The sequence below is a fragment of the Variovorax sp. RKNM96 genome, assembly GCF_017161115.1.
GTDB lineage: Bacteria > Pseudomonadota > Gammaproteobacteria > Burkholderiales > Burkholderiaceae_C > Variovorax.
Genome location: NZ_CP046508.1, coordinates 3,071,780 through 3,097,290, shown reverse-complemented (window position 1 = coordinate 3,097,290; position 25,511 = coordinate 3,071,780). Strand labels below are relative to the sequence as shown.

The window sequence follows — 25,511 nt, the reverse complement described above, 5'->3', positions numbered from 1 at the left end:
GACGGTGTCAGGTCGGCGTATCGACTTCATCCCATTCCTTGTTCTCGAAGCGGACCAGCCAGTTCAGCACATGGTGGCGCTCGAGGATCACGCCGGGATCGAGCCCCGCCGGCACGGCCTGTGCCTTGAGCTCGGCCTGGCGTGCCAGCCAGTGGAGGCGGTAGTGCAGGTCGAGGGCGTCGAGGATTTCGCTGTCCGGTCGCACCCGCATCGCGCGCATCAAGGCTTGCTCGTCGTGCGCGTCCAGCAGGAGGCGGGTCGTCAACGGCACGTCGCAAATGGCGGCGGGAAACGGCAGCTCGTCCACGAGGCCCATCACCCATTCCAGGAGGAACACGCATTCGTAGCGCCAGCCGAACTGCGCGACCTCCAACTCTGACGGCGCCTTCTGGGAAAGAAAAGCCAGTTCCTTCGGCGTCAGGTGCGCCCGGGCCGATGGCAGGCGCCCGAACAGGGTCTCGACGGGCAACGGATCACCGGCCGCGACCGACTCGGCCTGTACCGCCACCGCAAGCAGCGCGAACGCCCTGCCGGCGATGTCCTGCGGTGTGCGCAATCGCAGTTCGGGCTCCGAGATGAGCGGCGGCAGATGTGCGGGCGGCGGCATTTGTCTTGCCGAAAGAAACGCTTCCGTGCGCGCCTTTCTCTCCCACGCCTGCGAGGGATAGGGAACGGCGACGCGCCCGTCGCCCTCCTCGCCATTCGCGGACAGCAGGATCTCGCCATGCGGATCGCGAATGCCTCCATCGCGCAGGAACAGGATCGCATTGGCCTGCACCGCCCAATCGGCAAAGGCATCGAGTTGCGCATCCTCGACGACGAGGCTCAAGTGCTGTCGCACCCGCTGGATGTGCCGCATCACGTGATAGCGGTTGCGCGACATCTCGCCATTGCCGCGGCCCAGCACATAGCCGATGAACCCTTCGAGGTGCGGGGCGAGCTCGGGATCGGAGAGGTCGCGGCGCGCCGCCATCGTGTGTGCGAACTGGAGCGCCGGAACCTCGGCGCAAGTGCAATACGCGTTGATCAGCATCCCCTCTTGCGGGCTGGCATCCGCCTGCACCGCTGGCGCCGGCGCCGCGGGTTTCACCAGCGCATCTTTGAGCTTCGCGAACAGACCCTTCATCCCATCCTCTCCCTCACAGTGGTTGTCGATCGGAGCTCAGCGCTCCTGGTTCGTCATGCGCTCATACAAGGTCGCGCGCGAAATGCCGAGCAGCCGCGATGTCGCCAGCTTGTTGCCGCCCGTGCTCGCCATGGCCGCTGCGATGGCCTTGCGCTCCAGCTCCGCGACCTGCTGCGCCAGGGGCCGCAGCAGCGCGGCTTCTTCATCGCCACCTGCATGCGACAGGTCGGGCAGCTCGATCTGCTCCAGCCCGGCTTCGCGCAGGATGCGTTCGAGCTGCACGGCATCGATGCGCTGCGAATCGCTGCGCATGGTCACCTGCTCCAGCACGTTGCGCAGTTCGCGGATGTTGCCGCGCCAGTGCTGGCCCGCGAGCAGCGCGAGTGCGTCGGGCGTGAGCTCGGGCGGCGCCTCGCCGCTGCGCAGCGCCATGTCTTCGCCGAGCGCCTCGACCAGCGCGGGGATATCGCTGCGCCGCTCCCTCAGCGGCGGCACGCGCAAGGGCAGCACGTTGAGGCGGTAGTAAAGGTCTTCGCGAAACAGGCCGCGACGCACCAGCTCGGGCAGGTCGCGCGAAGTGGCGGCGATCACTCGGGCATCGAAGGGCACGAGCTTGTTGGAGCCGAGCGGCTCGATCTCGCCCTCTTGCAGCGCGCGCAGCAGCTTGGCCTGCAGGCCGAGCGGCATGTCGCCGATCTCGTCGAGGAAGAGGCTGCCGCCGTCGGCCAGCTTGAACTTGCCTTCGCGCCCTCGCCTGTCGGCGCCGGTGAAGGCGCCGGGTGCGAAGCCGAAGAACTCGGCTTCGAGCAAGGTGTCGGGCACGGCGGCGATGTTGACGCTGACGAACATGCCCTTGGCGCGCGCCGACGACGCATGGATCGCATGCGCGAGCAGCTCCTTGCCGGTGCCGGTCTCTCCGAGCAGCAGCACGGGGCTGGTCGACTGCGCCGCGCGGCGCGCATGGCGCTTCACCTCCACCGCCGCCGGACTGCTGCCGATGAAGCTCGCAAATGTGTACTTGGAGCGCCGCTGCCCGTCGGGCGCGTGCTGGTAGAGCGGGTTGTTGCGCTGGCTCGCGAGTTCGCGCCGCGCGTCGTCGAGGTCGCGCTGCAGCAATGCGAACTTGCTGATCAGCGGCTGCAGCGTGGTCTCGGGCTGGTCGAACAGCACGATGCCGATGGCGCCGATCACGTCGCCTGCGCCGCCCTCGGGGCCATCGCTCTCCGCACGCAGAGGAATGCGGCTGACCACGAAGGTGCCCGCCTTGTTGGTCAAGAGGTCCACGAGGATCGGCTCGCCGGTCTCGAGCACGCGCCGCATCTGCGTGTTGGGGATCACGTCCTCGACCATGTGGCCCTGGAACTGGTCGATGGACGAGAAGCCCAGCGCCGGCAGAAAGCGCCGGTAGCCTTCGTTCACCCAGACGATGCGCCCGCTGCTGTCCACCAGGAACATGCCCTGGCTGATGCTGGAGAACAGATGGAACATCGAGCGCGCGGCGAGCGCGAGGATGCCCTCTGCATCAAGGGGCAACGCAGGGGGCAAGGCGGGGGGAGCGGCTGGGGCAGCAGGCATGGGCGGATCGTACTGTGCATCGAAAGGCAACAAATCCGGCATCGATGCAGCGCCGGAAATCCCCGGAATGGCGCCGAGGAAAAAAAGCCTTCAGGATCCCTTAAGTAAATCAATCGTTTGATTTCGCCCGTGGTCTAATGCCGGGCATGAACGCGAGGGATCCCATCACTTCCACGCCGCGCCGCGCACCTCGCGCCGACGGCGCCGAGGCGCGCCATCGCCTCCTGCACACCGCGCTGCGGCTCTTCGCGCAGAAAGGGTTCGCCAAGACCTCCACGCGCGAGATCGCCCGCGAGGCCGGGGTCAACATCTCGGCCATCAGCTACTACTTCAGCGACAAGAACGGTCTGTACGGCGCCTGTTTCACCGAGCCGATGGGCGGCGACTCCGACGACCTGGTCGCCATCTGCAGCACGCCCGGCCTCACGCTCCATGAGGCGCTGCGCATCTGCTTCACCTCGGTGATCGAGCCGCTCAAGCAGGGCGAGATCGTGCGGCAATGCATCCAGCTGCACATGCGCGAGATGCTGGAGCCGACCAGCCAGTGGGCCAAGGAAATCGAGCGCGACATCAAGGGCCCGCACCGCGCCATCGCCGAGCTGCTGTGCCGCCACCTCAAGCTCGACCGTGCCGACGACGACATCCACCGCCTGACCTTCGCGATCACGGGGCTGTCGATGCAGCTCTACGTGAACCAGGACTTCATCGAGGCCGTTCGCCCTTCGCTGCTGCGCACGCCGCGCAGCATCGACACCTGGGCCGACCGCCTCACGGTCTACGCCATGGCGCTGGTGCAGGCCGAAGCCGCACGCCGCGAGGCGCTGGCTGACGACGACAAATCCGCAACCGCGCCTGCACCTGCATCGGCACCCGCACGCGCCGCGAGAAAGAAGCCATGAGACGACTCCGATTGATTGCCTCCCGCAGCCTCCTCCCGCTGGGCTTGAGCCTGGGCCTCGCGGGCTGCGGCCTGATGCGCCCACCGGCCACGGTCGAGGCACCGTTTCCCCCGCAATGGAATGCGCCCCTGCCCCACGGCGGCTCGCTCGCATCGCTGGCCGACTGGTGGCGCCAGCTCGACGATCCGTTGCTGGTCGAACTGATCGCCGCCGCCGAAGCCGCCAGCCCCAATCTCGCGAGCGCCGCGGCGCGCGTGGCCGAGGCGCGCTCCACGCGCGTGCAGGCCGGCGCGGCGCTGCTGCCCAGCCTGGACGGCACGGCGTCGGCGAGCCGGGGCGTCTCGGGCTCTTCCTTCAGCGGAGGTGGCACGGGCTCCTCGTCGAGCAGCAGCAGCAGCAGTGCCTCCGCCACCGCACCGCTCACCACGCTGCAGGCCGGCATTCAGTCGAAGTGGGAGATCGATCTTTTCGGCCGCCTGCGCGCCGACCGCGATTCCGCTCAGCAAAAACTCGACAGCGCCACCGCCAAATGGCACGACGCGCGCGTGGCCGTCGCGGCCGAAACCGCCAACGCCTATTTCGCCGAGCGCGCCTGCCGGCAGCAGCTGCGTGTGTCCGAGTCCGATGCCAAGTCGCGCAGCGAAACCTCGCGGCTCACCGACCTCTCGGCGGGTGCCGGCTTCACTGCGCCGGCCGATGCGGCCCTCGCCCGCGCCAGCGCGTCCGACGCCTCGGGCCGCCTCACGCAACAGCGCGCCCAGTGCGCGGTGCAGCGCAAGGCGCTGGTGGCGCTCAGCGGCATCGACGAACCCACGCTCGCGCAGAAGCTCGCGGTCTCGCACACGCAGCGCGCGCTGGTGGTGATGGGCAGCATCGAGAGCGTGCCGGCAGCGGCGCTGTCGCAGCGGCCCGACGTGTATGCGGCCGAACTTGCCGTGGCATCGGCCAGCGCCGATGTGGGCTCGGCCGAGGCCGAGCGCTATCCCAAGCTCACCCTCTCGGGCTCCATCGGCCGCATGCAGATCCGCACCAGCGGCTTTCGCGAGTCGCTGGACACCTGGACGGTCGGGCCGGTGTCGCTCACCGTGCCGCTGCTGGACGGCGGTGCCCGCAAGGCCAACACCGACGCGGCCAGGGCGCGCTACACCGAAGCCGTGTCGCTCTACCGCGCGAATGTGCGGCAGGCGGTGCGCGAGGTCGAAGAGGCGCTCGTCAACCTCGACGCGACCGACGCCCGCAGCACCGACGCCGACAGCGCGGTGAAGAACTACCAGGCCTCCTTCGACGCCACGCAGGCCCGCTACAGCAGCGGCCTGGCGAGCCTGTTCGAGCTGGAGGATTCGCGCCGCACCCTCTTTGCCGCGCAGACCGCGCGCGTCACGCTGCAGCGCGAACGCGCCGAAGCCTGGGTTTCGCTGTACCGCTCGATGGGCGGCGGCTGGAACCGCACCGAATCGTCCCAGTCAATGACTTCCACTTCGACCTCCAAGGTTGCGACGTCACCATGAAAACAATGAAGCGTTCCACCCTCATCCTCGCGCTGCTGGCGCTCGTCATCGTCGTCGTCGCGGCCGTGTGGCTCGTGCGCAAGCCCTCGGGCACGCCCGCCGAACAGGCCGCGGCAGCGAAGGCAAAAGACGGCGCATCGGCACCCAAGCCCGCGCTCACCGTCACCGTCGCCAAGCCCGAAGCCACCGAGCTGACCGTGACGCTCGCGGCCAACGGCAACGTCGCAGCCTGGCAGGAAGCCGTGGTCGGCTCCGAATCCAACGGCCTGCGGCTCGCCGAAGTGCGCGTGAACGTGGGCGACGTGGTCAAGAAGGGCCAGGTGCTCGCGGTCTTCTCGCCCGAGACGGTGCAGGCCGACATCGCGCAGTCGCGCGCCTCCCTCGCTGAAGCCCGCGCCACCGCGGCCGATGCCGCCGGCAACGCCGCGCGCGCCCGCACGCTGCAGGCCACCGGCGCGCTGAGCCAGCAGCAGATCAACCAGTACCAGACCACCGAGCAGACCGCCAAGGCGCGCGTCGAGGCCGCCGAGGCCGTGCTCGCCGCGCAGCAGGTGCGCGGGCGCAACACGCAGGTGCTGGCGCCGGACGACGGCGTGATCTCCGCGCGCACCGCCACGGTGGGCAGCGTGGTCGCGGCGGGCACCGAGCTCTTCCGCCTGATCCGTCAGGGCCGCCTCGAATGGCGCGCCGAAGTCACCTCGGCGGAACTCGCCCGCATCGCGGTCGGCACGCCCGCCTTCGTGGTCAGCGCCAGCGGCGCGCAGGTGCGCGGCAAGGTGCGCAGCATCGCGCCCACGGTCGATCCGCAGACGCGCGCGGCACTGGTCTACGTCGACCTGCCCACGGTGCTGCAGAACACGGGTGTGAAGGCCGGCATGTTCGCGCGCGGCGACTTCGAACTCGGCCGCAGCTCGGCGCCCACGGTGCCACAGGCCTCCATCGTTCCGCGCGACGGCTTCAACAACGTGTTCGTGCTGCAGCCCGACAACCGCGTCTCGCAGATCAAGGTGCAGATCGGCCGCCGGCTGAACGACCGCATCGAGATCACGAGCGCGCTGCCCGAGGGCTCGCAGGTCGTGGTGCAGGGCGCCGGTTTCCTGAACGACGGCGATCTGGTGCGCGTGGTGGCGGCAACGACGCCGGCCGCAGCAACTGCACCGGCAGCGACAGCAGCCCAGCCGGCGAAATCCGCAGCCTCCGCCGCGGTCGCCAAGTAAGACAAACAAGGACACGCTCATGAACGTTTCCGCCTGGTCCATACGCAACCCGATTCCGGCGGTGATGCTGTTCGTGCTGCTCACCTTCGGTGGGCTGCTGTCGTTCAACGCGATGAAGGTGCAGAACTTTCCGGACATCGACCTGCCGACCGTCACGGTCTCGGCGTTGCTGCCCGGTGCCGCGCCTTCGCAGCTGGAAACCGACGTCGCGCGCAAGCTCGAGAACTCCATCGCCACCGTGCAGGGTTTGAAGCACATCACCACCAAGGTACAGGACGGCGCCGCCACGCTGATCGTCGAGTTCCGCCTCGAAAAGCCGGTGCAGGAAGCCGTGGACGACGTGCGCTCCGCGGTGCAGCGCGTGCGCGCCGACCTGCCGGCCGACGTGCGCGACCCGGTGGTCACCAAGCTCGACCTGGCGGGCCAGCCGGTGCTGGCCTTCACCATCGCCTCCTCGCAGATGGACGCCGAGGCGCTCAGCTGGTACGTGGACAACGACGTCACCAAGAAGCTGCTCGCGCTGCCCGGCGTGGGCGCGGTGAACCGCGTGGGCGGCGTCACGCGCCAGGTGCACATTGACCTGGACCCGAGCAAGCTGCAGGCGCTGGGCGCCTCGGCCGCCGACATCTCGCGCCAGCTGCGCCAGGTGCAGGTCGAAAGCGCGGGCGGCCGCTTCGACCTGGGCGGCAGCGAACAGCCGGTGCGCACGCTCGCCACCGTGCAGTCGGCCGACCAGCTGAACGACATCCAGATCGTGCTGTCCGACGGCCGCCGCGTGCGACTCGATCAGGTGGCACGCATCAGCGACACCATTGCCGAGCCGCGCTCGGGCGCCTTGCTCAACGGCAAGCCGGTGGTGGGCTTCGAAGTGGCCCGCAGCCGCGGCGCCAGCGAAGTGGAAGTGGGCCACGCGATACAGAAGGCACTGGGCGAGATGCGCGCGCAGCGCCCCGACATCGAGCTGACCGAAGCCTTCAACTTCGTCGACCCGGTGGAAGAGGAATACAACGGCTCGCTGCACCTGCTGTACGAAGGCGCCATCCTGGCGGTGATCGTGGTATGGCTGTTCCTGCGCGACTGGCGCGCCACCTTCGTCTCGGCCGTGGCGCTGCCGATGTCGGTGATCCCGGCATTCATCGGCATGTTCGTGCTGGGCTTCTCGGTCAACGTCATCTCGCTGCTCGCGCTCTCGCTGGTGGTCGGGATATTGGTGGACGACGCGATCGTGGAGGTCGAGAACATCGTGCGGCACCTGCGCATGGGCAAGACGCCCTACCAGGCGGCGATGGAGGCGGCCGACGAAATCGGCCTGGCGGTGATTGCCACCACCTTCACGCTGATCGCGGTGTTCCTGCCGACGGCCTTCATGAGCGGCGTGGCCGGCAAGTTCTTCAAGCAGTTCGGCTGGACGGCCTCGCTCGCGGTGTTCGCCTCGCTGGTGGTCGCGCGGGTGCTCACGCCGATGATGGCGGCCTACATCCTGAAGCCCGTGGTCGGCGAAGAAAAAGAGCCGGGGTGGCTGCGCTGGTACATGCGCGCAGTGGCGTGGAGCACGCACAACCGCTTCAAGACGATGGTGCTGGCCACCCTCTTCTTCTTCGGCTCGCTGGCGATGATCCCGCTGCTCAAGACCGGCTTCATTCCGCCGGACGACAACTCGCAGACACAGATCTACCTCTCGCTCGCGCCCGGCTCCACGCTCGCGCAGACCACCGCGGCCGCCGAGGAAACGCGCAACCGCGTGATGAAGATCGACCACGTGAGGAGCGTCTACACCACGGTGGCCGGCGGCAGCGCGGGCGGCGACCCGTTCGCGAGTTTCGGCACGCCCGAGACGCGCAAGGCCACGCTCACCATCAAGCTGGACGAGCGCGGCGACAGGCCGCGCAAGCAAGTGATCGAGAACCAGATCCGCACCGCCCTGGAAACCCTGCCCGGCGTGCGCAGCACCGTGGGCCTGGGCGGCTCGGGCGAGAAGTACATCCTGGCGCTCACGGGCGAAGACCCGCTGGCGCTGGCGGCCGCCGCCAGCGCTGTCGAGAAGGACCTGCGCACGATCCACGGCCTGGGCAACATCACCTCCACCGCGAGCCTGATCCGCCCCGAGATCGCCGTGCGGCCCGACTTCGCGCGCGCCGCCGACCTGGGCGTGACCAGCGCCGCCATTGCCGAGACACTGCGCGTGGCCACGCTGGGCGACTACGACCAGTCGCTCGCCAAGCTCAACCTCGCGCAGCGGCAGGTGCCGATCGTGGTGAAGCTGGAAGACTCGGCGCGCAAGGACCTCGACCTGCTCGGCCGCCTCTCGGTGCCGGGCGCACGCGGCCCCGTCATGCTGAGCCAGGTGGCCTCGCTCACCATGGAAGGCGGCCCGGCCGTGATCGACCGCTACGACCGCTCGCGCAATGTCAACTTCGAGATCGAACTCTCGGGCGTGGGCCTGGGCGACGCCAAGGAGGCGGTGTCGAAGCTGCCCTCGATCCAGAAGCTGCCACCCGGCGTGCGCGTGACCGAGGTGGGCGACGCGGAAGTGATGACCGAACTCTTCGCCAGCTTCGGCCTCGCGATGCTGACCGGCGTGCTGTGCATCTACATCGTGCTGGTGCTGCTGTTCAAGGACTTCCTGCACCCGGTGACCATCCTGTGCGCGCTACCGCTGGCGCTTGGCGGCGCCTTCGTGGGCCTCTTGATCGGGCAGAAGGCGCTCTCGATGCCGTCGCTGATCGGGCTCATCATGCTCATGGGCATCGCGACGAAGAACTCGATCCTGCTGGTGGAGTACGCCATCGTGGCGCGCCGCGACCACGGCATGAGCCGCTGGGACGCGCTGCGCGACGCCTGCCACAAGCGCGCGCGGCCCATCATCATGACCACGCTCGCCATGGGCGCCGGCATGCTGCCGATTGCCGTCGGCTTCGGCGCCGCCGACTCGAGCTTCCGCTCGCCGATGGCGATGGCGGTGATCGGCGGGCTGATCACCTCGACCGTGCTGAGCCTGCTGGTGGTGCCGGCGGTGTTCACCTACGTGGACGACATCGAGCACTGGATTCGGCGCACCGTGCGCAGGCTGCGCGGGCAGCCGGCCGATCCGCACATCGACGACGACCTGCGCGAGACCCCGGGGGACAGCGGCACCGCGCCCGTCCGAACAGGCGCCTGAGCCCCTGCCAGCCCACGGCATCGAACACGACGACACGAGGTCAGCGATGAGCGTCTTCTCCGCCTGGCCGTATGTCGTGCTCATCGGCGTGGTGCTCGTCGCGCTGGCCCTGCCGGTCTTCCGCGCCGCCGACGAGCCGCCGCAGCGCGACCAGCGCACCGCGACGCTCGACGGGCTGCGCGGCTTTCTCGCCCTCAGCGTCTTCGTGCATCACCTGATGGTGACCCACGGCTACCTCGAACGCGGCGAGTGGACGTTTCCGCCCCCGGGCTTCCCCACACTGCTCGGGCAGGTCGGCGTGGGGGTCTTCTTCATGATCACCGGCTTCCTGTTCTGGGGCAAATTGCTCGACACCAAGGGCCGGCCCGACTGGCGCAGCCTCTACGTCGGCCGGCTCTGGCGCATCGGCCCGATGTACCTGGTGGCGGTCGGGCTGATGCTTTTCATCGTCGCCTGGAAAACCGGGTTCACGCTCAGGGAGCCGGTCTGGTCGGTGCTGGGCGGGGCGCTGCAATGGCTCGCGCTCGGCATCGTGCCGATGCAGCCCGACATCAACGGCTATGTCGGCACGACGTTCATCCTCGCGGGCGTGACCTGGACGGTCTTCGTGGAGTGGCTGTTCTACGGTTCGCTCCGGCTGATGGCACCGCTCGCGCGCAACGGGCGGACGCCGCGCTTCGTCGCCGGCGGCTTGCTGCTGCTGTGCCTGCCGGCGCTGACGATCGCAGCGCTTCCGTCGGCCGGCTCGCCCACGCAGCCCACGCTCGCGCTGGTGATCGGTGCGATGGCGTGGGTGCTGGCGTCGTTTCTCCTCGGAATGCTGTCGGCGTGGCTGATCCGGCACGAAGGCGCGAGGCGGCTCGCTTCACGCCTGCCGGCATGGGGCGCATCGCTGCTCGCCCTTGCCTGCCTGGGCGCCCTGTTCCTCGGGTTCCCGCACATGGTCGGCCCCGTTCAGGTCGTGCTGCTCTGGCTCTTTTTTCATCTGGTCTGCAGCGGCAGCACGCTCTACGGCCTGCTGGCCCTGCGCGCGGCGCGGCGCATGAGCACGGCGAGCTACAGCATCTACCTGCTGCAGGGCATCGCGCTGACCGCGGTCTTCGCGGTACCGCCGCTGCGGGACTTCGCAGTGGCCGGGGCAATGCAGTACTGGCTGGTCGGCACGCTGTGCGCGCTGCTGCTCGTGGCCGCTTCGGTGGTCAGCTACCGGTTGGTGGAGAAGCCGGGCATCGCACAGGGCAAGCGTGCGCGATCCAGCCTGCGCGGCCTGCCTGCGGCGCAGGCCGTCAACTCCTGAGCGGGGCGGCGAACGTCGTGTCGAGCCAGTCGCCGATGCGCGCCATCGCCAGGCGCTGCGCCCCCGCGTGGCAATGCGCGCCGGCGCCCAGCGTGTCGTCGAGCGCGAGAAAGGTCTTCGGGCATGTCAGGTGCGCATACAGCGCCTCGGGCTGGCCCTTGAAGAACATGTCGTTCGCGGCGGCGCACACCAGCGTCGGGCACTGGATGCGCTCGGCCACGCCATCCGCCACGTTGTAGTCGAGCAGCGTCGAGAGATAACCGCGTGCCGTGCCCTTGCCGGTGACCCAGGCGCCGTGGCCGAAGGCCCAGCGCGCCTGCGCGTCGTGCGCGGCCATCTGCGCGAGCGCCTTGTCGATGTCGGGCGCCGAGGGCGCGGTGAGCACGCGCCGCGCCACCTCGCGCTGGCCACCGAACATCGGCAGCGTCTTCACGCCCATGTCGTAGATGCCGTCGAGCGCAATCAGCGCGCGGATGCGCGGCTCGAACGCCGCGGCACGCGGTGCCAGCACGCCGCCCAGGCTGTTTCCCAGCAGCGCCACGCGCTTTGCATCGACGTCGGGCCGCGCCAGCACGTGGTCGAGCACCGGACTGACCACGCGTTCCCAGTCGGGGCGCAGCACCAGGCCTTCGCGGTGCATCGGACCGGGCTGGCCGGGGCCGTCGAAGCTCAGCACGTTGTAGCCGCGATCGGCGAGTGCGGCTGCGGCGACGTAGTGCATCTCTTCGACCGAGCCGTCGAAGCCGTTGTGCATGACCACAGTCGGGCGGCGCTTTGCGCCCTTGCCGGCGGCGCGATAGAAATAGCCCGGCAGGCTCGTGCCCTCGTAGCGGATGCGCACCGGCTCGATCGCGCCGTCGGTGAGCCGCACGGCCGCGCGGAAGCACTCGACGCTGCGGTCGTAGGCTGCATTGATGCGCGGGTCGGCCGGGTTGCCGTGCAGGAAGAACTCCGCGCTGCGGTAGTAGTTGGAAGCGCGGAAGAACGCATCGCGTGCGCTGACGTTGTGACCGGTGGCCAGGCTTTGTTGTGCCTCCGCGGCCACCCGGTCGGCTGTGAGGCGCCATTCGTCGTGCCAGCTGTCGTAGTCGCCGCCGCGGATGCGCTGGGCGGTGACCACCACCTCGCCGAAATCCGCGCCGCCATAGGCGATGTGGCCGAAGGAGCGCAGCGTCTCGTACCAGAAGGTCTCGTCCTTCTCGAAGAGGAAGGGCTTCAGGCCAGGGGCGCTAGGCGATGCGGCGGCGGCAGGCGCTTGCGGGTTTGCTTCTTCGGCTCTCGCCCCCAGGGCGATGGCACCGGCGGCAGCAAGGATCGAACGGGCGAAATGACGGCGTTCCATGGCGAGTTCCTTTCGTTGTGTTCCGGCCAGCGAAGACGGACGGCGTCTTCTGGTGCCGGACTCTAGGAACGCGTGCCGCGCGGTGCATCCGCGTTGCGACGAAACGCACCGGACGCGGCGCGAACGGCCGCCCTGCCGCGCCAATGGCGGCCGGCCTGAATGAAAAATGCCGCGGGGCCAGGGCGCCGCGGCATTTCAAGGTGAACGAAAGAAGCGTCAGGCGTCCAGCTGCGCGAGGCGCTTGAGCTTGCGTTCGCTCATGCGCTTGGCCAGGCGCGGCAGCACCAGCACGGCCACCACGATGATCACCAGCGCGATCGACATCGGACGCTGGAAGAACACCACCGCACTGCCCTCGCCGATCGACATGGCATTGCGCAGTTGCGCTTCGGCCAGCGGGCCGAGGATCATGCCGACCACCACGGGGGCGGTCGGGAAATCGAAGCGGCGCATCACCACGCCCAGGAGGCCGATGCCGTAGAGCAGGAACAGGTCGAACGCGCTCTGGCGCATGCCGTAGGCACCCACCGTCGCGAAGATCAGGATGCCGGCGTAGAGCTGCGGCTTCGGGATCTTCAGGAGCTTGACCCACAGGCCCACCATCGGCAGGTTCAGCACCAGCAGCATCACGTTGCCGATGTAGAGCGAGGCGATCAGCGCCCACACCAGCGCGGCCGAGGTGGTGAAGAGCTGCGGACCGGGCTGGATGCCGTAGTTCTGGAACGCGCCCAGCAGGATGGCGGTGGTGTTCGAGGTCGGGATGCCGAGCGTGAGCAGCGGGATCAGCGCGGCCGTCACCGTGGCGTTGTTGGCGGCCTCGGGGCCGGCCACGCCTTCGATGGCGCCGGTGGTGCCGAACTCGGCCTTGGCGTCCTTGTCCTTCGCGAGCTTCTTTTCCATCGCATAGCTCAGGAAGGTCGGAATCTCGGTCCCGCCGGCCGGGATGCAGCCGAATGGCGTGCCGATGGCGGTGCCGCGCAGCCAGGCCGGAATGGAACGCTTCCAGTCGCGCTTGGTCATGTGCACGCGGCTGAGCTTGTTCTGGCCCTCGACCACCTTGCCCTCGTAGAGGACGGCGTAAAGCACTTCGGCCACGGCGAACAGGCCGACCGCAACCAGCACGATCTCGATGCCGTCGAGCAGCTCGGGCACGCCGCCGGTGTAACGGCCCTGGCCGGAGATCTGGTCCAGGCCCACGCAGCCGGCCGCAAGCCCCACGAACAGCGCCGTCATGCCGCGCAGCGTGCTCTTGCCGAGCACCGCGCTCACCGTGGTGAAGGCCAGCAGCATCAGCAGGAAATACTCGGGCGGCCCGAGCTTGACCGCGAACTCGGCCACGAACGGCGCGAACAGCGTGACGATGACGGTGGCGATGGTGCCGGCCACGAAGGAGCCGATGGCCGCGGTGGCGAGCGCTGCGCCCGCCCTGCCGCTCTTGGCCATCTTGTTGCCCTCCATCGCGGTCACCATGCTGGCGGTTTCGCCGGGCGTGTTCAGCAGGATCGAGGTGGTAGAGCCGCCGTACATGGCGCCGTAGTAGATGCCCGAGAAGAAGATCATCGAGGCCGTGATGTCGACCTTGCCGGTGATCGGCAGCAGCATGGCCACCGCCACCGCCGGGCCGATGCCGGGCAGCACGCCGACGGCCGTGCCCAGGGCACAGCCGACCAGGCACCAGAGCAGATTGATCGGGGTGATCGCGGTGGCGAAACCCGCCATCAGTGCGTTGAAGATTTCCATGTCAGAACCAGCCCGTCGATGTGAGGCCCGGCAGGTTGATCGCCAGGAACTGCGTGAACATCCAGAACACCGGGGCGGAGATCAGCGCGCCGGTGACGAAATCGATGGCGAAGGTGCGCGGCGAATTCACGCCGGCCTGTCCGCTCGCGCGGCGCAGGCCCTGCACGGCCAGCAGGTAGCACAGCGTGCAGCTCAGGATGAAGCCCAGCGTGGTGATCAGCGCCGCGTTGAGCAAGAGGCCCGCCGAGACCCAGACGAAGCCGGGCCAGTAGGCGCGGTCGGCGCCCGTGGGCGCGTCGAGCTCGCGAAAGCCGCCGGTGCGCGCTTCCCAGAGGATCCAGGCGCCGCAGAGCACGAGCACCACGGACACCATCCAGGGCAGGAAGTTGGGGCCGACGCCGCCGTAGCCGGCTTCGGAGGAGATGCCGATGGCACCGAAGGCCAATGCCAGGCCGGTGAGCAGGACGCCCGCGCCGACGAGGGTTTGGGGCCAGACGGCCGCCGCTTGCGCCGCCGCGTCAGGCGGCGAGACCGAGGAATCTGGAGTTGTCATTTTTTGCTCCCGGAATGTGGTGCTGGATTTGAAAACGGCACGCTGTCGTCTCTTGCGAGGACAGCGTGCCATTCGGCATGCAAGGTGCGCAGGGTGCGCGTCAGACCATGCCGGACTTGGTCATGATCGCCCGGAGGCTGGCGAAGTCGTCGTCGACGAACTTGGCGAACGCTTCGCCCGAAATCACGGCAGGCGTCCAGTCGTTCTTCTTGAGCGACTCGGCCCACGAGGCGCTCTTCATGGCGGCCAGCACCATGTCGGTCAGCGCCTTGCGCTGCTCGGCCGAGATGCCGGGGGCGCCGTACACGCCGCGCCAGTTGCCGATTTCCACGTCGATGCCCTGCTCCTTGAGCGTGGGCACGTTGATGCCCGGCAGGCGCTGGGCGGAGGTGACGGCAATCGCCTTCATCTTGCCGGCGGCGATGTATTCGGCGAACTCGCTGTAGCCGCTGCCGCCCACCGTGACGTTGCCGCCCAGGATGGCGGCGGTGGCTTCACCGCCTCCGCGGAAGGCCACGTAGTTGATCTTGGAGGGATCGGCGCCGACCTTCTGCGCGATCATGGCCGCGGCGATGTGCTCGGTGGAACCGCGCGAACCGCCGCCCCACTTGACGCTGCCCGGGTCCTTCTTGAGCTGGTCGACCACGTCCTTCATGGTCTTCAGGGGCGAATTGGCCGGCAGCACGAACACGTTGTATTCGGTGGTCAGGCGCGCGATGGGCGTGGCCTGCTCCAGCTTGACCGGTGGCTTGCCGGTGATGATGCCGCCCAGCATGACCGAGCCCATGACCATCAGCGCGTTGGCATCGCCCTTGGAGCCGTTCACGAACTGGGCCAGGCCCAGTGCACCGGCAGCGCCGCCCTTGTTGTCGTAGGTGACGGTGTCGGCCACCTTGGCGTCGCTCAGGGCCTTGCCCAATGCGCGGCCGGTGGTGTCCCAGCCGCCGCCCGGGTTGGCGGGGATCATCATCTTGACGTTGGCTGCGGCACGCGCCGAGAGCGGAAGCGCTCCGGCGGCGGCCAGAGCGGCCAGGGACTTCAAAAAGGTATCGCGACGCATTGTGGTTGTCTCCAGGGGCTGAAAGGAAAGTGGCAGGAACCTGACTGGGGCCTGAGCCGCTATCATGCGCCGCCCCGCTGTCAGTTGGCTGTCCGCCAGACTGGGGAAAACACCAAAGTATCCATTCCGCTCCCCCCGCATGACCCCCGTATGAAGCTGCTGCTGGTCGAAGACGATCCCTCGATGCAGATCACCCTGCAACGCACCCTCGGCCGCCGCCGGATCGATGTGCGCGTCTGCGGCGACGGGGCCGAGGCGGTGGCGCAGTGGCGCGCCATCGAGCCCGACGTGGTGGCGCTCGACCTGAGCCTGCCCAACCTCGACGGCCTGCAGGTGCTGGCCCAGGCGCGCGCCGAGGGACTGCGCACGCCGGTGCTGCTGCTCACGGCCCGCGGCACCGTGGGCGACCGCATCGTCGGCCTGAACGCCGGCGCCGACGACTACCTGCCCAAGCCCTTCGACCTCGACGAGCTGGAGGCCCGCATCCGCGCGCTGCGCCGGCGCAGCCAGAGCGCGGGCCTCGACACCGCGCTCAACCCGCAGGAGATCGGCGGCCTGCGCTTCGAGCCCGACAACGGCGCCATCTACAACCGCGCCGACCTGCTCGAACTCACGCCGCGCGAGCTCGCGCTGATGAAGGCGCTGATGATGAAGCCGGGCCATGCGGTCACCAAGGAGCGCCTGTTCGAGCTGGTGTTCCCGGGCGAGACCGAGGTGCAGTACGAGGCCATCGAGGTGGTGGTGTATCGCCTTCGCAAGAAGCTCGTGGGCACGGGCGCGGTGCTCATGACGATGCGCGGCCTCGGCTATCTGCTGCGGCCCGAGACATGAAGGCCGTATGAGGCATGTCTCCTCGCTGCGCGCGCGGCTGCTGATCGGCATCCTCGCGCCGGTGGCGCTGTTCATCGTGATCAACAGCGTGAGCCTGTACCGCCAGAGCCTCGCGGCCGCCACCACCGCCTACGACCGCACGCTGCTCGCTTCGGCCAAGACCATCGGCGAACAGCTCGACGTGGAGGGCTACGACGAGCTCGCGCAGTTGCGCGCGATCGTGCCCTACTCCGCGCTCGAAGCCTTCGAGGCCGACAACCGCAGCCGCCTGTTCTACCGGGTCTCCGCACTCGACGGCGAGATGATCTCGGGCTTTGCCGAACTGCCGTTCTGGCGCGGCCGCATTCCCGACCGCAGCGCGTATGCGGCGCTGGTCGATTTCTACGACGCGCAGTTCCGCGGCCAGCCGGTGCGGGTGGCGGTGCTGCTGCAGCCGGTGGCCAGTGCGCGCGGCCGCGGCATGGCGGTGGTACAGGTGGCCGAGACGCTCGAGCTGCGCGAGACGCTGGTGCGCAAGCTGCTGCTCGACACGCTCTGGCGTCAGTTACTGCTGATGGGCGTGATCGCCGGCGTCACGGTGTTCGTGGTGCACCGCGCCACGCGCTCGGTGCGCGAACTGGGCGAAGCCATCGAGGAGCGGCCGGCAGACGACCTCTCGCCCATCGATGCACCCGATGCCCCGCGCGAACTGCGCCCGCTGATCGACGCCACCACCGAGGTGATGGGCCGGCTGCAGCGGCTGCTCGACCACCAGAAACGCTTCGTGCGCGACAGCGCCCACCAGCTGCGCACGCCGCTGGCGGTGCTCAAGGCACAGGTGCAGTCGGCGCGCCGCGGTGACGTGGCGCCCGAGCAGGCCTTCGGCGAGATCAGCCAGACGGTCGAGCGCGCCACGATGCTGGCCAACCAGATGCTCTCGCTCGCCAAGGTGGAGCAACTGCGCCAGCAGCCCGAGTCGGTGACGCTCGACTTGGGCGACGTGGTGCGCAACATCGTGCTCGACCTGTCGCCGCTGGTGGCCGACAAGGCGCTCGATTTCGAACTGGCCATCGACGAGCCGGTGACGGTGCGCGCGCACCAGTGGATGCTGCAGGAGCTCACCCGCAACCTGCTGCACAACGCGATCAAGCTGAGCCCGCAAGGCGCGGCGCTGTCGGTGAGCGTGCGCGCCGTCGAGGGTCAGGCGGTGCTGACGGTACGCGACGAAGGGCCCGGCATCTCGCCCGAGTTGCGGCAGCGCCTGTTCGCGCCCTTCTCCGCCGGCAGCACGTCCAGCGGCTCGGGGCTGGGCCTGGCGATCTGCCGCGAGATCGTGCTGGCGCTCGAAGGGCGCATCGACCTCGAAAACCGCACTACGCAGGACAGCGCCGCCAGGGTCATCGGGCTGGACGCCGTCGTGCACCTGCCGCTCTGGCGGCACAATTCCTGATCTATGGAATCTCTGGAACGTCTGCGCATCGACAAATGGCTCTGGGCCGCACGCTTCTTCAAGACGCGTTCGCTGGCCGCGGAGGAAATCGGCAAGAACCGGGTGCAGGTGAACGGCGACGTCGCCAAGGCCTCGCGCGAGGTGAAGGCCGGCGACACCGTGACGATGCGCCTGGGCGTGCAGACGCGGACCGTGACGGTGCGCGGCATCAGCGGCCAGCGCGGGCCGGCGCCCGTCGCCCAATTGCTCTACGAGGAAACGGCCGAAAGCATCGCCGCACAGGCCGCGCTGCGCGAACAGCGGCGCATGGGCAGCGAGCCGGCCCTGGCCATCGAACAGGGCCGCCCGACCAAGCGCGACCGGCGCGATCTCGACGGCGCGGTGCGCCACGCCGAATGGGACAACCGCTGGAGCGCCTCGATCGATCCCGAAGATACCGAGCGCTGATTCGCTTACGCTGTCGGCTTTCCTTCTTCAAGGGGTTCCGGTTCATGGCCAGCTTCAAGAAATACCGCGTCGGCAGCAAGTTCAAGCTCTCGCAGGTCGATCCCGGCGACACCGCCTTCTGCGAGGGCGACGAAGCCGCGCAGCGCGAAGAGGTCGACGCGATGGCCGTCGAGCTCGACGAGCTGCAGAACCTGCTGCACGCCGAAGGCCGCCGCAAGGTGCTGCTGGTGCTGCAGGGCATGGACACCAGCGGCAAGGACGGCACGGTGCGCTGGGTGTTCTCGCGCACCTCGCCGCTGGGCGTGCGGGTGGCGGCCTTCAAGGCGCCGACCGAGGAAGAACGGGCGCGCGACTACCTCTGGCGCTGCCACGCCGTCGTGCCGCGCAACGGCGAGATCGCGGTGTGGAACCGCAGCCACTACGAAGACGTGCTGGTGCCGGTGGTCGAAGGCTGGATCGACAAGGCCGAGGCCAAGCGCCGCTATGCGCAGATCAACGACTTCGAGCGGCTGCTGACCGAGACCGGCACGGTCATCGTCAAGTGCATGCTGCACATCGACAAGGACGAGCAGCGCGAGCGCCTGCAGGCCCGCATCGACACACCCGGCAAGCAGTGGAAGTTCAGCATGGGCGACCTGGAGGTGCGCACCAAGTGGAGCGCCTACCAGCGCGCCTACGACAACGCGCTGTCGGCCACCTCGACCGAGCACGCGCCCTGGTATGTGATCCCCGCCAACAGCAAGCGGCACCGCAACCTGATGATTGCACAGCTGCTGATGAAGACGCTGCGGCAGATGAAGCTCAAGGCACCGCCGCCGGACCCGGCGCTCAAGGGGATGATCGTCAAGTAAGACGGGACGCCGTTGGTTGCAGTGGCGTCGTGCCACTGCAACGTCCTGTTTGTAAAGTGCTCACCGGCCTACGAGGCCGAGCACCGCCGCAAACTAAGGTTCATGCCGTACCTGCTCCAGGTGCATCCATCAACCCGAAGGACTCCAACATGAAAAAGATACTCTTCGTTCTCGCCGCCTGTGTCCTCTCGAGCGCGGTCCTCGCGCAACCGGCGCCCCGCCACGGACCGGGCTACGACCGCCCGCATGCAGCGCCGCATCACCGCAAGCACAAGGTCTGGGTGCCGGCGCACCGCGAACACGGCCGCCGCGTGCCGGGACATTACGTCTGGCGTTGAAGCGCTAAAAAAGAAGCCGGCATGAGAGCCGGCTTCTTTCTGTTTGGCCTGAAGAAACTCAGGAGCGGCGGACCGGCGCCTGCGCCAGCACGCGGCACTTGCCGAATTCGCAGCGCACCGCCCAGGTGCCGCCGTTTTCGCAAGGCACGTTGTACGACTCGAAGCCCGGGCCCTTGGCCGTGAGTTCGGCGCGCGGCTGCACGTTGCAGCGACCGGCCTTGGCGAGCGATTCGACGTTGTAGGTATCGATGCCGGTGCGGCGCGGCTTGGCGGCGACGACCGGATCGAAGGTGTGGCCGTAGAACGTGTCGCGCACGTCCGGATCGAGGTTGCGGTAGCCGCGCTTGGCCATGCAGTGGACGATCGCGATCTCCTGGTGCTCGGCCATGAGCTCCGAAGTGGGACGGCCGTTCCAGTCGATGACGGCAGCGCTGATGCCGGTGTACGAAGCGGCGGCAACGATGCCCTGGCCGTGCACCGTGATCAGGCCCAGGCCCAGCGCCAGCCACATGGCGTCGCCAGTCTCGCTGCGCGAGGTGATCCGGGTGGCTGCGGTGCGACAGGCCTGCACGTCGTTGTCGTAGCGCACCTTGTCGACGCCTTCCATGGCAACCATGGGCACGTAGGTGAGTCCGGACCCGGTGCCGGGTTCGGTCGGCACCAGCGGCGCCCTGGCGGTGCAGCCGATCAGGGCCACAGCGGCGAACGCAATGCTCAGCAACAGCTTCATGGGGTTTCCCTCGTCCTCTTTCGCGGTAGTTCCGCGGATTTAACCATACATATAGTTACTCCTGAATCGACTTGTCGCGAATGCACGACGACCGACGAGGCGGCATGCGACCATGCATTCCCGCTCTCGGCGGCCCGCAAATCAAAGTACCTACAACCCCTGCGCATGAAGTTCCCGATCGCCGCCCTGCTGTTGCTTTTCAACAGCGCATCCATCGCCACCGCGCAGACCGCGCCGGTGGACCTGCTCAGGAAAAACGGGTGCATGGCCTGCCACGGGCTCATCCACAAGCAGGTCGGCCCGGGTTTCGCGCAGATCGCGGAGCGCTATCGCAACGATCCGGAGGCGCCGCCGCGCCTGGCGGAGAAGATCCGCAACGGCAGTGTCGGCACCTGGGGCCGCGTCATCATGCCGCGGCAGAGCCTGGTGTCGGAAGCCGATTCGCGCGTGCTGGCGACCTGGGTGCTGTCCCAGCCTCCGCTGGCAAAGACCGACGGCCCGAAGTAGCTCGGCTCAGGAAGGCCGCGCCGGCTTCTCGGCATCGGCCTTGCGCTGAAGCGGCAGCCACAGCGTGAAGCGCGTTCCGCCGCTGCCGGACTCCCAGCTCACGGTTCCGCCGATCGCCGTTGCGCGCTGCTGCTGGTTGCGCAGCCCCCGGCCGCTGCGCTGCAGGGCCTCCTGCACATCGAAGCCCGCACCGTTGTCCTCGATCACCACGGAGACGCCCTCGCCCGCCGTCGCGGTGCTGAAGCCGATGGTGGTGGCCCGCGTGTGGCGCAGCACATTGGCGATGCACTCCTGCATGATCCGCAGGATGTGCAGCGCGCTCCCCGGGTCCAGCCAGGGCAGCGCGGGCACGGGCTGCACTTCCCAGCGCAGCGCCACGCCGGCGCTCTCGATACGCGGCGCCAGGCGAAAACGCAAGGTGGCCAGAAGCAGCAGCAGGTCGGCGTCCACGCTCTCCATGGAATCGATGGCCAGCTTCAGGTCGTCCATGCAGCCCTTGAGCACGTCGGAGATCTCGGTGTCGTTCATGGCGCCCCGCTCCACCGAGCGGATGGCACTGATCAGCGACGAGCCCAGCCCGTCGTGCATGTCCTGCATCAGGCGCCGGCGCTCGGCATCGAGCATCTGCTGGTTCTCGATCACGCGCAGCCGCTGGTAGCTTTGCTCCAGTTCGGCTTCGCGTGCCTGCAGACGCTGCGCCAGACCCTTGTTCAGCCGGGCCACTTCGGCGAACGCGCCGGTGTACCGCTCGAACATGATGTACGAGAAGACGAAGAACAAACTGATGATTGCGTAGGGCGAGGTGTACACGCTCTCCGGGCTCACCAGGTTGTTCTGCAGCAGCCCGTCGTAGGAAGTGAACGCGACGGCAAAGACCGTCCAGCCCGCCACCAGCCGCCCCTCGGGCAGTTTCGCGCGCAACGCCTTGCGGAGGTTCACCGCAAAGATCAGCACCGCGACGGGCAGCACCATCAGGTTGAGCAGCGGCGTGATCAGGTAGAGGCTCGCTATGGACGGCGACAGGTGCGGCAGCGTGGCGATGCTGCCGGCCGTTGCCAGCGTCACCGACAAGCGCGTCAGCCAGGGCGAGGGCTGCTGGTGCAAGCGCTCGAGGAAGAGATGGATGGCGATGATCAACCAGAGCAGCGAGGCCACCGTCATCCATTCGAACAGTTCGTCCGAGACCGGAAAATAGTTGCCGCCCGCGTAGTAGTGGAGCGTCCGCAGGAAGGCCAGCGCCGAGATCGCGAAGAACAGCAGATAGAGCGACTCGCGCCGCTTGCCCAGGTACACCGCGAATGCGAACACGCCCACCGCCAGGAACGCGGCGCTGCCCATGGCCGGCACCTGCACCTGCAGCAGCTCGCGGATCTGGTAGCGCCAGTTCAGCGATGCCTCGTCGCCCACCCACACGGTCGAGAACCCGCTCCCGCTGCTGCGCAGGCGGTCGACGCGGATCAGCACCGAGATCGGGGAAAACGCGCCGTCGGTGGCATTCAGCGGCAGCAGCAGCGGATGGTTGTAGCCGTTGTGGATCGGACTGCCATGCGATTGGTAGAGCAGGACGCCATCGCCGTACACCGCGATATGGCCCAGCGTCTTCCAGCGCGGAAGGTAAAGAAGGCGCGGCTGTTTCGATGGCAGCTGACCGGAGAGGTCGATGCGGTACCAGTCGGTGAGGGTCCGCACGCCGCCCAGCGGCGTGGGAACCAACTCACGCCCGGCCGTGTGCGGAAGGTCGACTTCCTGCCATCCGTCGTTCGGCAGCCGGGCGTCCTCGATGCGCTGCGGAGGCGCGGAATATCCCGTGCCGGGGACGGACAGCAGTTCGGCGCGGGTGATGTGGACGGCGCCATCGGACGGTGGCGCGGCATCGGCTGCGTGTGCCCCTTGCACAAGGGAGTACGCAGCCAGCGGCAGGGCCAGGCACAACGCTGCGATCCAACGGCCCAGCCCGGTGCGGCGGTCGGGATCGGCGGGAGATGTGTGCATTAGTTAACAATTATGTCTCCCGACCCGTCCATCCGCATGACGGGTTCGCGCCTGGCGAGGGCCCTTCCCGCTACCCCATCATGGCTGCGGCCGCCTTGATCGCCTCCCGGATGCGTCCGTAGGTGCCACATCGGCACACGTTCTCGATGGCATCGATGTCGGCGTCGGTCGGGTTGCGGGTGCGCCGCAGCAGGTCGACCGCCGCCATGATCTGCCCCGGCTGGCAGAAGCCGCATTGCGGCACGTCCAGGTTCATCCAGGCCTGCTGCACCGGATGCAGCACGTTGCCGTTGGCCAGGCCCTCGATGGTCGTCACCTGGCGGCCGCGCACGTCGGCCACCCGCGTGGAGCAGGCGGTGACCGCCTTGCCGTCGACATGGCAGGTGCAGGCCTTGCACACGTTGATGCCGCAGCCGTACTTCGGGCCGGTGATGCCGAGCTTGTCGCGCAGCACCCAGAGCAGCGCCATGTCGTCGGGCGCCTCGACATCGACATTGCTGCCGTTCACCTTGAAAGATTGCACGGACATGGTGGGCTCCTCAGGCGGGCACCGGCACGACGACCGGCGTGGGCAGCTTGCCCGGGGGGATGGGGGTGAAATCGACCGGGAAATTCAGCGGGAAGCTGCGTGGCTTCCGACCCGTTGCGCGCGCGTAGGCATTGGCGATCGCGCCCGAGCTGGCCGAAAGGCCGACCTCGCCCAACCCGCCGATCGCCTCGCCGGTGCTGGCCGGCATGATGATCACCTTCACGTCCTTCGGGTAGTTCTTCATGCGCGCGAAGTGGTACTGCGAATAGCTGCCTTCCAGCGGCAGCCCGTTCTGGATGTGCAGCCCCGCCGTGAGCACGATGGAGATCGACTCGCACAGGCCGCCCTGCATCTGCGCCTCGATGCCCGAAGGGTTGATGGGCGTGCCCACGTCGATCGCGATGGTGGCGCGAACGACCTTGGCGTCGGTCGGCACCCGCGCATCGATCTCGACGATGCAGGCGGTGAACGACTTCGACTCCTGGTGCACCCCCACGCCCTGCGCAAAGCCCGCCGGCATGGCCTTGCCCCATCCCGCCGCCTCGGCCGCCGCCTTGAGCACCGCGCGTGCGCGCGGCAGCCGCAGGTACTCGAGCCGGAACGCGACCGGGTCCTTGCGCAGCGCCCGAGCCATGTCGTCGACCAGGATCTCCTCCACCAACCGCGAAGGCTGGATGTGCACCGAGCGATAGGAGCAGGTGTTCATGTCCATCGCCACCGGCGTCAGGAGCTTGGTGGTGATGCCGAAGTTGTACGGCGAGGTGACCATGGTCTTGAACATGACCTGCTCGATCGCGAAGTTGCCCACCGTCTGCGGAAAGCCGTTGGGCAATGCGATGGCCGCGGCGCCCAGCATCTCGCCGAAGCCGTGCCGCGTATCGAGCCGCACCCCGGCAATGCGCTGCTCGAAGGCGATGACCTGGCCCAGCAGCATGGTGGCGCGCGCCCGATGGAACATGGGCGGGCGCACGCGGCCATGGCGCATGTCGTCGGTGCGGTGGTACATCAGCCTGCAGGGCCGGCCCAGCGCCTTGGAGGCCTGCACCGCCTGGAGCGTCGCGTCCCAGAACAGCCGCCGCCCGAACGAGCCACCCGAGGGCACCGCATGCACCTTGACCTTGTCCAGCGGCAGCCCCAGCTCGATGGCAATGGCCTGCTGCGTGACGATCGGGCTCTGCAGGCCCGACCAGATCTCGGCCCGGTCGGCACGCACATCGGCAATGGCGCATTCGGTTTCCATCGGACAGTGCGAGACCGCCGCGAACTCGAACTCGCCCTCGACAGTCAGCGCGCCCAGCGGCGGCAGCAGGAACGGCAGCAGCGCACTCTTGAGCTTCTGCTGGATGCTCGCGTTGGATTCGCCCGCGACCGGGCCGGCCGTCCAGGTGACGTCGAGCGCGTTCACCGCGGCCCAGGCCTGCCCGAAGGTCTCGGCCATCACCGCCACGCCGGGCGGCGTGGGCACGATGCCGTTGGTCGCGGGGATCGGCGCGATGCCGAGCACGCCCGGCATCGCCGTCACCGTGTTCAGGTTGTTGATGCGCACGAACTTGCCGTTGATGGTCGGCGGGCGGCACACCATGGTCGGCTTCGCCTCGGGCACGGCCTGGTCCATCGAGAACTTCTTGCGGCCGGTCACGATGTCCAGCGCATCGAGCCGCGTGGTGCGCTTGCCGACCACCGCGTTCGCGCTGCCCGAAAGCAATCCGCCCAGGCCGCCCAGCAGCGGCATGCCGGCGTGCAGCGAACGCACGCTCGACGAGCCCCCGGTGAGCTGGTTGAAGATCAGCTCGGGACTCGCGTCCGCGGAGCCGACCTCGATCGCACTGAGCGGCAGGCGCAGCTTGTCGGCCAGCATCATCGCGGCGGCGGTGGCGATGCCCTGCCCCGACTCCAGCCGCGGAAGCTCCAGCCGCACGCGGCCGTTGGCGATGTTGGTCACCTTGACCAGCGGCATGGTCGGCAGCGCGGTGAGCGTCACCGCATCGCCGATGTCGATCAGGTCGGTCGTGTCGGGGGGCGTCATCGGCAGGATCGCCGCTTCGGCCGACGAGGGGGCCGCCAGCCCGCCGAGTCCCACAGCCGCGGCTGAAACCAGCGGCGCGGATGCCGCGTATCCCAACAGGTCGCGCCGGCGCATGCCGGGGGGTTCGTCTTGGCGCGGCACATGCGTGGGGCGCGCGCCGGATTCGGGATGTTCCATCCTTGTCTCCTGTCTTTTGGTTGTGGCGAACAGGAGTCAATATGTCATGATCGTTTCGCCAAGAGTGTCGTTTCAAAGACATTCCTTACGGGCGGATCGTTGGGGCCTTCTCCATGCAGGCCCGGACGGTGAAAGAGTGAGCAAGCCAGCCAGCTGAAAAGCAAGCAAGCGAGCGAG

Annotated in this window: 21 protein-coding genes; 11 read left to right on the top strand and 10 right to left on the bottom strand. The window is 68.3% G+C overall.

The window, feature by feature from the left end; genetic code table 11:
• Nucleotides 1–7: 7 nt before the first annotated feature.
• A complete protein-coding gene (locus tag GNX71_RS14225; protein WP_206178909.1) occupies nt 8–1,126 on the bottom strand; it encodes a DUF4272 domain-containing protein in 1,119 nt (372 codons plus the stop codon).
• 36 nt (nt 1,127–1,162) lie between these two features.
• Nucleotides 1,163–2,701, bottom strand: coding sequence for a sigma 54-interacting transcriptional regulator (locus GNX71_RS14220; protein WP_277401896.1), 1,539 nt, complete (start codon nt 2,699–2,701; stop codon nt 1,163–1,165).
• Nucleotides 2,702–2,847: 146 nt separating this feature from the next.
• Here GNX71_RS14220 and GNX71_RS14215 point away from each other — a divergent pair, with 146 nt between their 5' ends.
• Genes GNX71_RS14215 through GNX71_RS14195 form a run of 5 tightly spaced genes read left to right on the top strand, consistent with a single transcriptional unit; the run spans nt 2,848 to nt 10,782 of the window.
• Nucleotides 2,848–3,600, top strand: coding sequence for a CerR family C-terminal domain-containing protein (locus GNX71_RS14215; RefSeq protein WP_241027270.1), 753 nt, complete (start codon nt 2,848–2,850; stop codon nt 3,598–3,600).
• Entirely contained in the window at nt 3,597–5,108 is a 1,512-nt protein-coding gene (locus tag GNX71_RS14210; RefSeq protein WP_206178907.1) for an efflux transporter outer membrane subunit, read from the top strand. The genes GNX71_RS14215 and GNX71_RS14210 overlap by 4 nt, the downstream gene beginning before the upstream one ends.
• Entirely contained in the window at nt 5,105–6,325 is a 1,221-nt protein-coding gene (locus GNX71_RS14205; RefSeq protein ID WP_206178906.1) for an efflux RND transporter periplasmic adaptor subunit, read from the top strand. The genes GNX71_RS14210 and GNX71_RS14205 overlap by 4 nt, the downstream gene beginning before the upstream one ends.
• A 19-nt stretch (nt 6,326–6,344) precedes the next feature.
• A complete protein-coding gene (locus GNX71_RS14200) occupies nt 6,345–9,485 on the top strand; it encodes an efflux RND transporter permease subunit (RefSeq protein ID WP_206178905.1) in 3,141 nt (1,046 codons plus the stop codon).
• 46 nt (nt 9,486–9,531) lie between these two features.
• Complete coding sequence (locus GNX71_RS14195; RefSeq protein ID WP_206178904.1) at nt 9,532–10,782, top strand: acyltransferase; 1,251 nt, start codon at nt 9,532–9,534, stop codon at nt 10,780–10,782.
• Here the strand turns inward: GNX71_RS14195 and GNX71_RS14190 are convergent.
• The 4 genes from GNX71_RS14190 to GNX71_RS14175 form a co-directional block, all read right to left on the bottom strand.
• Nucleotides 10,772–12,124 (bottom strand): alpha/beta hydrolase, encoded by a 1,353-nt coding sequence (locus tag GNX71_RS14190; protein WP_206178903.1) that lies wholly within the window; start codon nt 12,122–12,124, stop codon nt 10,772–10,774. The two genes, GNX71_RS14195 and GNX71_RS14190, sit on opposite strands and share 11 nt — an antisense overlap.
• Before the next feature lie 216 nt (nt 12,125–12,340).
• Complete coding sequence (locus GNX71_RS14185) at nt 12,341–13,864, bottom strand: tripartite tricarboxylate transporter permease (RefSeq protein WP_206178902.1); 1,524 nt, start codon at nt 13,862–13,864, stop codon at nt 12,341–12,343.
• A gap of 1 nt (nt 13,865) precedes the next feature.
• Nucleotides 13,866–14,417 carry a tripartite tricarboxylate transporter TctB family protein gene (locus GNX71_RS14180; RefSeq protein WP_206178901.1) on the bottom strand — a complete coding sequence of 184 codons (552 nt, stop codon included), beginning with the start codon at nt 14,415–14,417 and terminating at the stop codon, nt 13,866–13,868.
• A gap of 100 nt (nt 14,418–14,517) precedes the next feature.
• Complete coding sequence (locus GNX71_RS14175) at nt 14,518–15,477, bottom strand: tripartite tricarboxylate transporter substrate-binding protein (RefSeq protein WP_206178900.1); 960 nt, start codon at nt 15,475–15,477, stop codon at nt 14,518–14,520.
• A 150-nt stretch (nt 15,478–15,627) separates the two neighbouring features.
• On the opposite strand from GNX71_RS14175, the gene GNX71_RS14170 reads away from it, so the two are divergent.
• The 5 genes from GNX71_RS14170 (at nt 15,628) to GNX71_RS14150 (ending at nt 19,373) form a co-directional block, all read left to right on the top strand.
• Nucleotides 15,628–16,308, top strand: coding sequence for a response regulator transcription factor (locus tag GNX71_RS14170; RefSeq protein ID WP_206178899.1), 681 nt, complete (start codon nt 15,628–15,630; stop codon nt 16,306–16,308).
• A 7-nt stretch (nt 16,309–16,315) separates the two neighbouring features.
• On the top strand, nt 16,316–17,737 hold the full coding sequence (locus tag GNX71_RS14165) for a sensor histidine kinase N-terminal domain-containing protein (RefSeq protein WP_206178898.1): 1,422 nt from the start codon (nt 16,316–16,318) through the stop codon (nt 17,735–17,737).
• 12 nt (nt 17,738–17,749) lie between these two features.
• A complete protein-coding gene (locus GNX71_RS14160; RefSeq protein ID WP_013541870.1) occupies nt 17,750–18,184 on the top strand; it encodes an RNA-binding S4 domain-containing protein in 435 nt (144 codons plus the stop codon).
• Nucleotides 18,185–18,228: 44 nt separating this feature from the next.
• Nucleotides 18,229–19,035, top strand: coding sequence for a PPK2 family polyphosphate kinase (locus tag GNX71_RS14155; RefSeq protein ID WP_206178897.1), 807 nt, complete (start codon nt 18,229–18,231; stop codon nt 19,033–19,035).
• A gap of 149 nt (nt 19,036–19,184) precedes the next feature.
• On the top strand, nt 19,185–19,373 hold the full coding sequence (locus tag GNX71_RS14150; protein ID WP_206178896.1) for a hypothetical protein: 189 nt from the start codon (nt 19,185–19,187) through the stop codon (nt 19,371–19,373).
• Between the two features lie 58 nt (nt 19,374–19,431).
• Here the strand turns inward: GNX71_RS14150 and GNX71_RS14145 are convergent, their stop codons facing one another.
• Nucleotides 19,432–20,103, bottom strand: a complete 672-nt coding sequence (locus GNX71_RS14145; protein ID WP_206178895.1) for a hypothetical protein — start codon at nt 20,101–20,103, stop codon at nt 19,432–19,434.
• 165 nt (nt 20,104–20,268) lie between these two features.
• Between GNX71_RS14145 and GNX71_RS14140 the strand changes: the two genes are divergently transcribed.
• The gene (locus tag GNX71_RS14140; RefSeq protein ID WP_206178894.1) at nt 20,269–20,610 is read left to right on the top strand and encodes a c-type cytochrome; all 342 of its coding nucleotides are present in this window, start codon (nt 20,269–20,271) and stop codon (nt 20,608–20,610) included.
• Nucleotides 20,611–20,616: 6 nt separating this feature from the next.
• Here the strand turns inward: GNX71_RS14140 and GNX71_RS14135 are convergent, their stop codons facing one another.
• The 3 genes from GNX71_RS14135 to GNX71_RS14125 form a co-directional block, all read right to left on the bottom strand.
• Nucleotides 20,617–22,602, bottom strand: coding sequence for an ATP-binding protein (locus GNX71_RS14135; protein ID WP_206178893.1), 1,986 nt, complete (start codon nt 22,600–22,602; stop codon nt 20,617–20,619).
• A 70-nt stretch (nt 22,603–22,672) separates the two neighbouring features.
• A complete protein-coding gene (locus GNX71_RS14130; RefSeq protein WP_277401895.1) occupies nt 22,673–23,131 on the bottom strand; it encodes a (2Fe-2S)-binding protein in 459 nt (152 codons plus the stop codon).
• 10 nt (nt 23,132–23,141) lie between these two features.
• On the bottom strand, nt 23,142–25,334 hold the full coding sequence (locus tag GNX71_RS14125; protein WP_206178892.1) for a molybdopterin cofactor-binding domain-containing protein: 2,193 nt from the start codon (nt 25,332–25,334) through the stop codon (nt 23,142–23,144).
• Nucleotides 25,335–25,511: the final 177 nt, after the last annotated feature.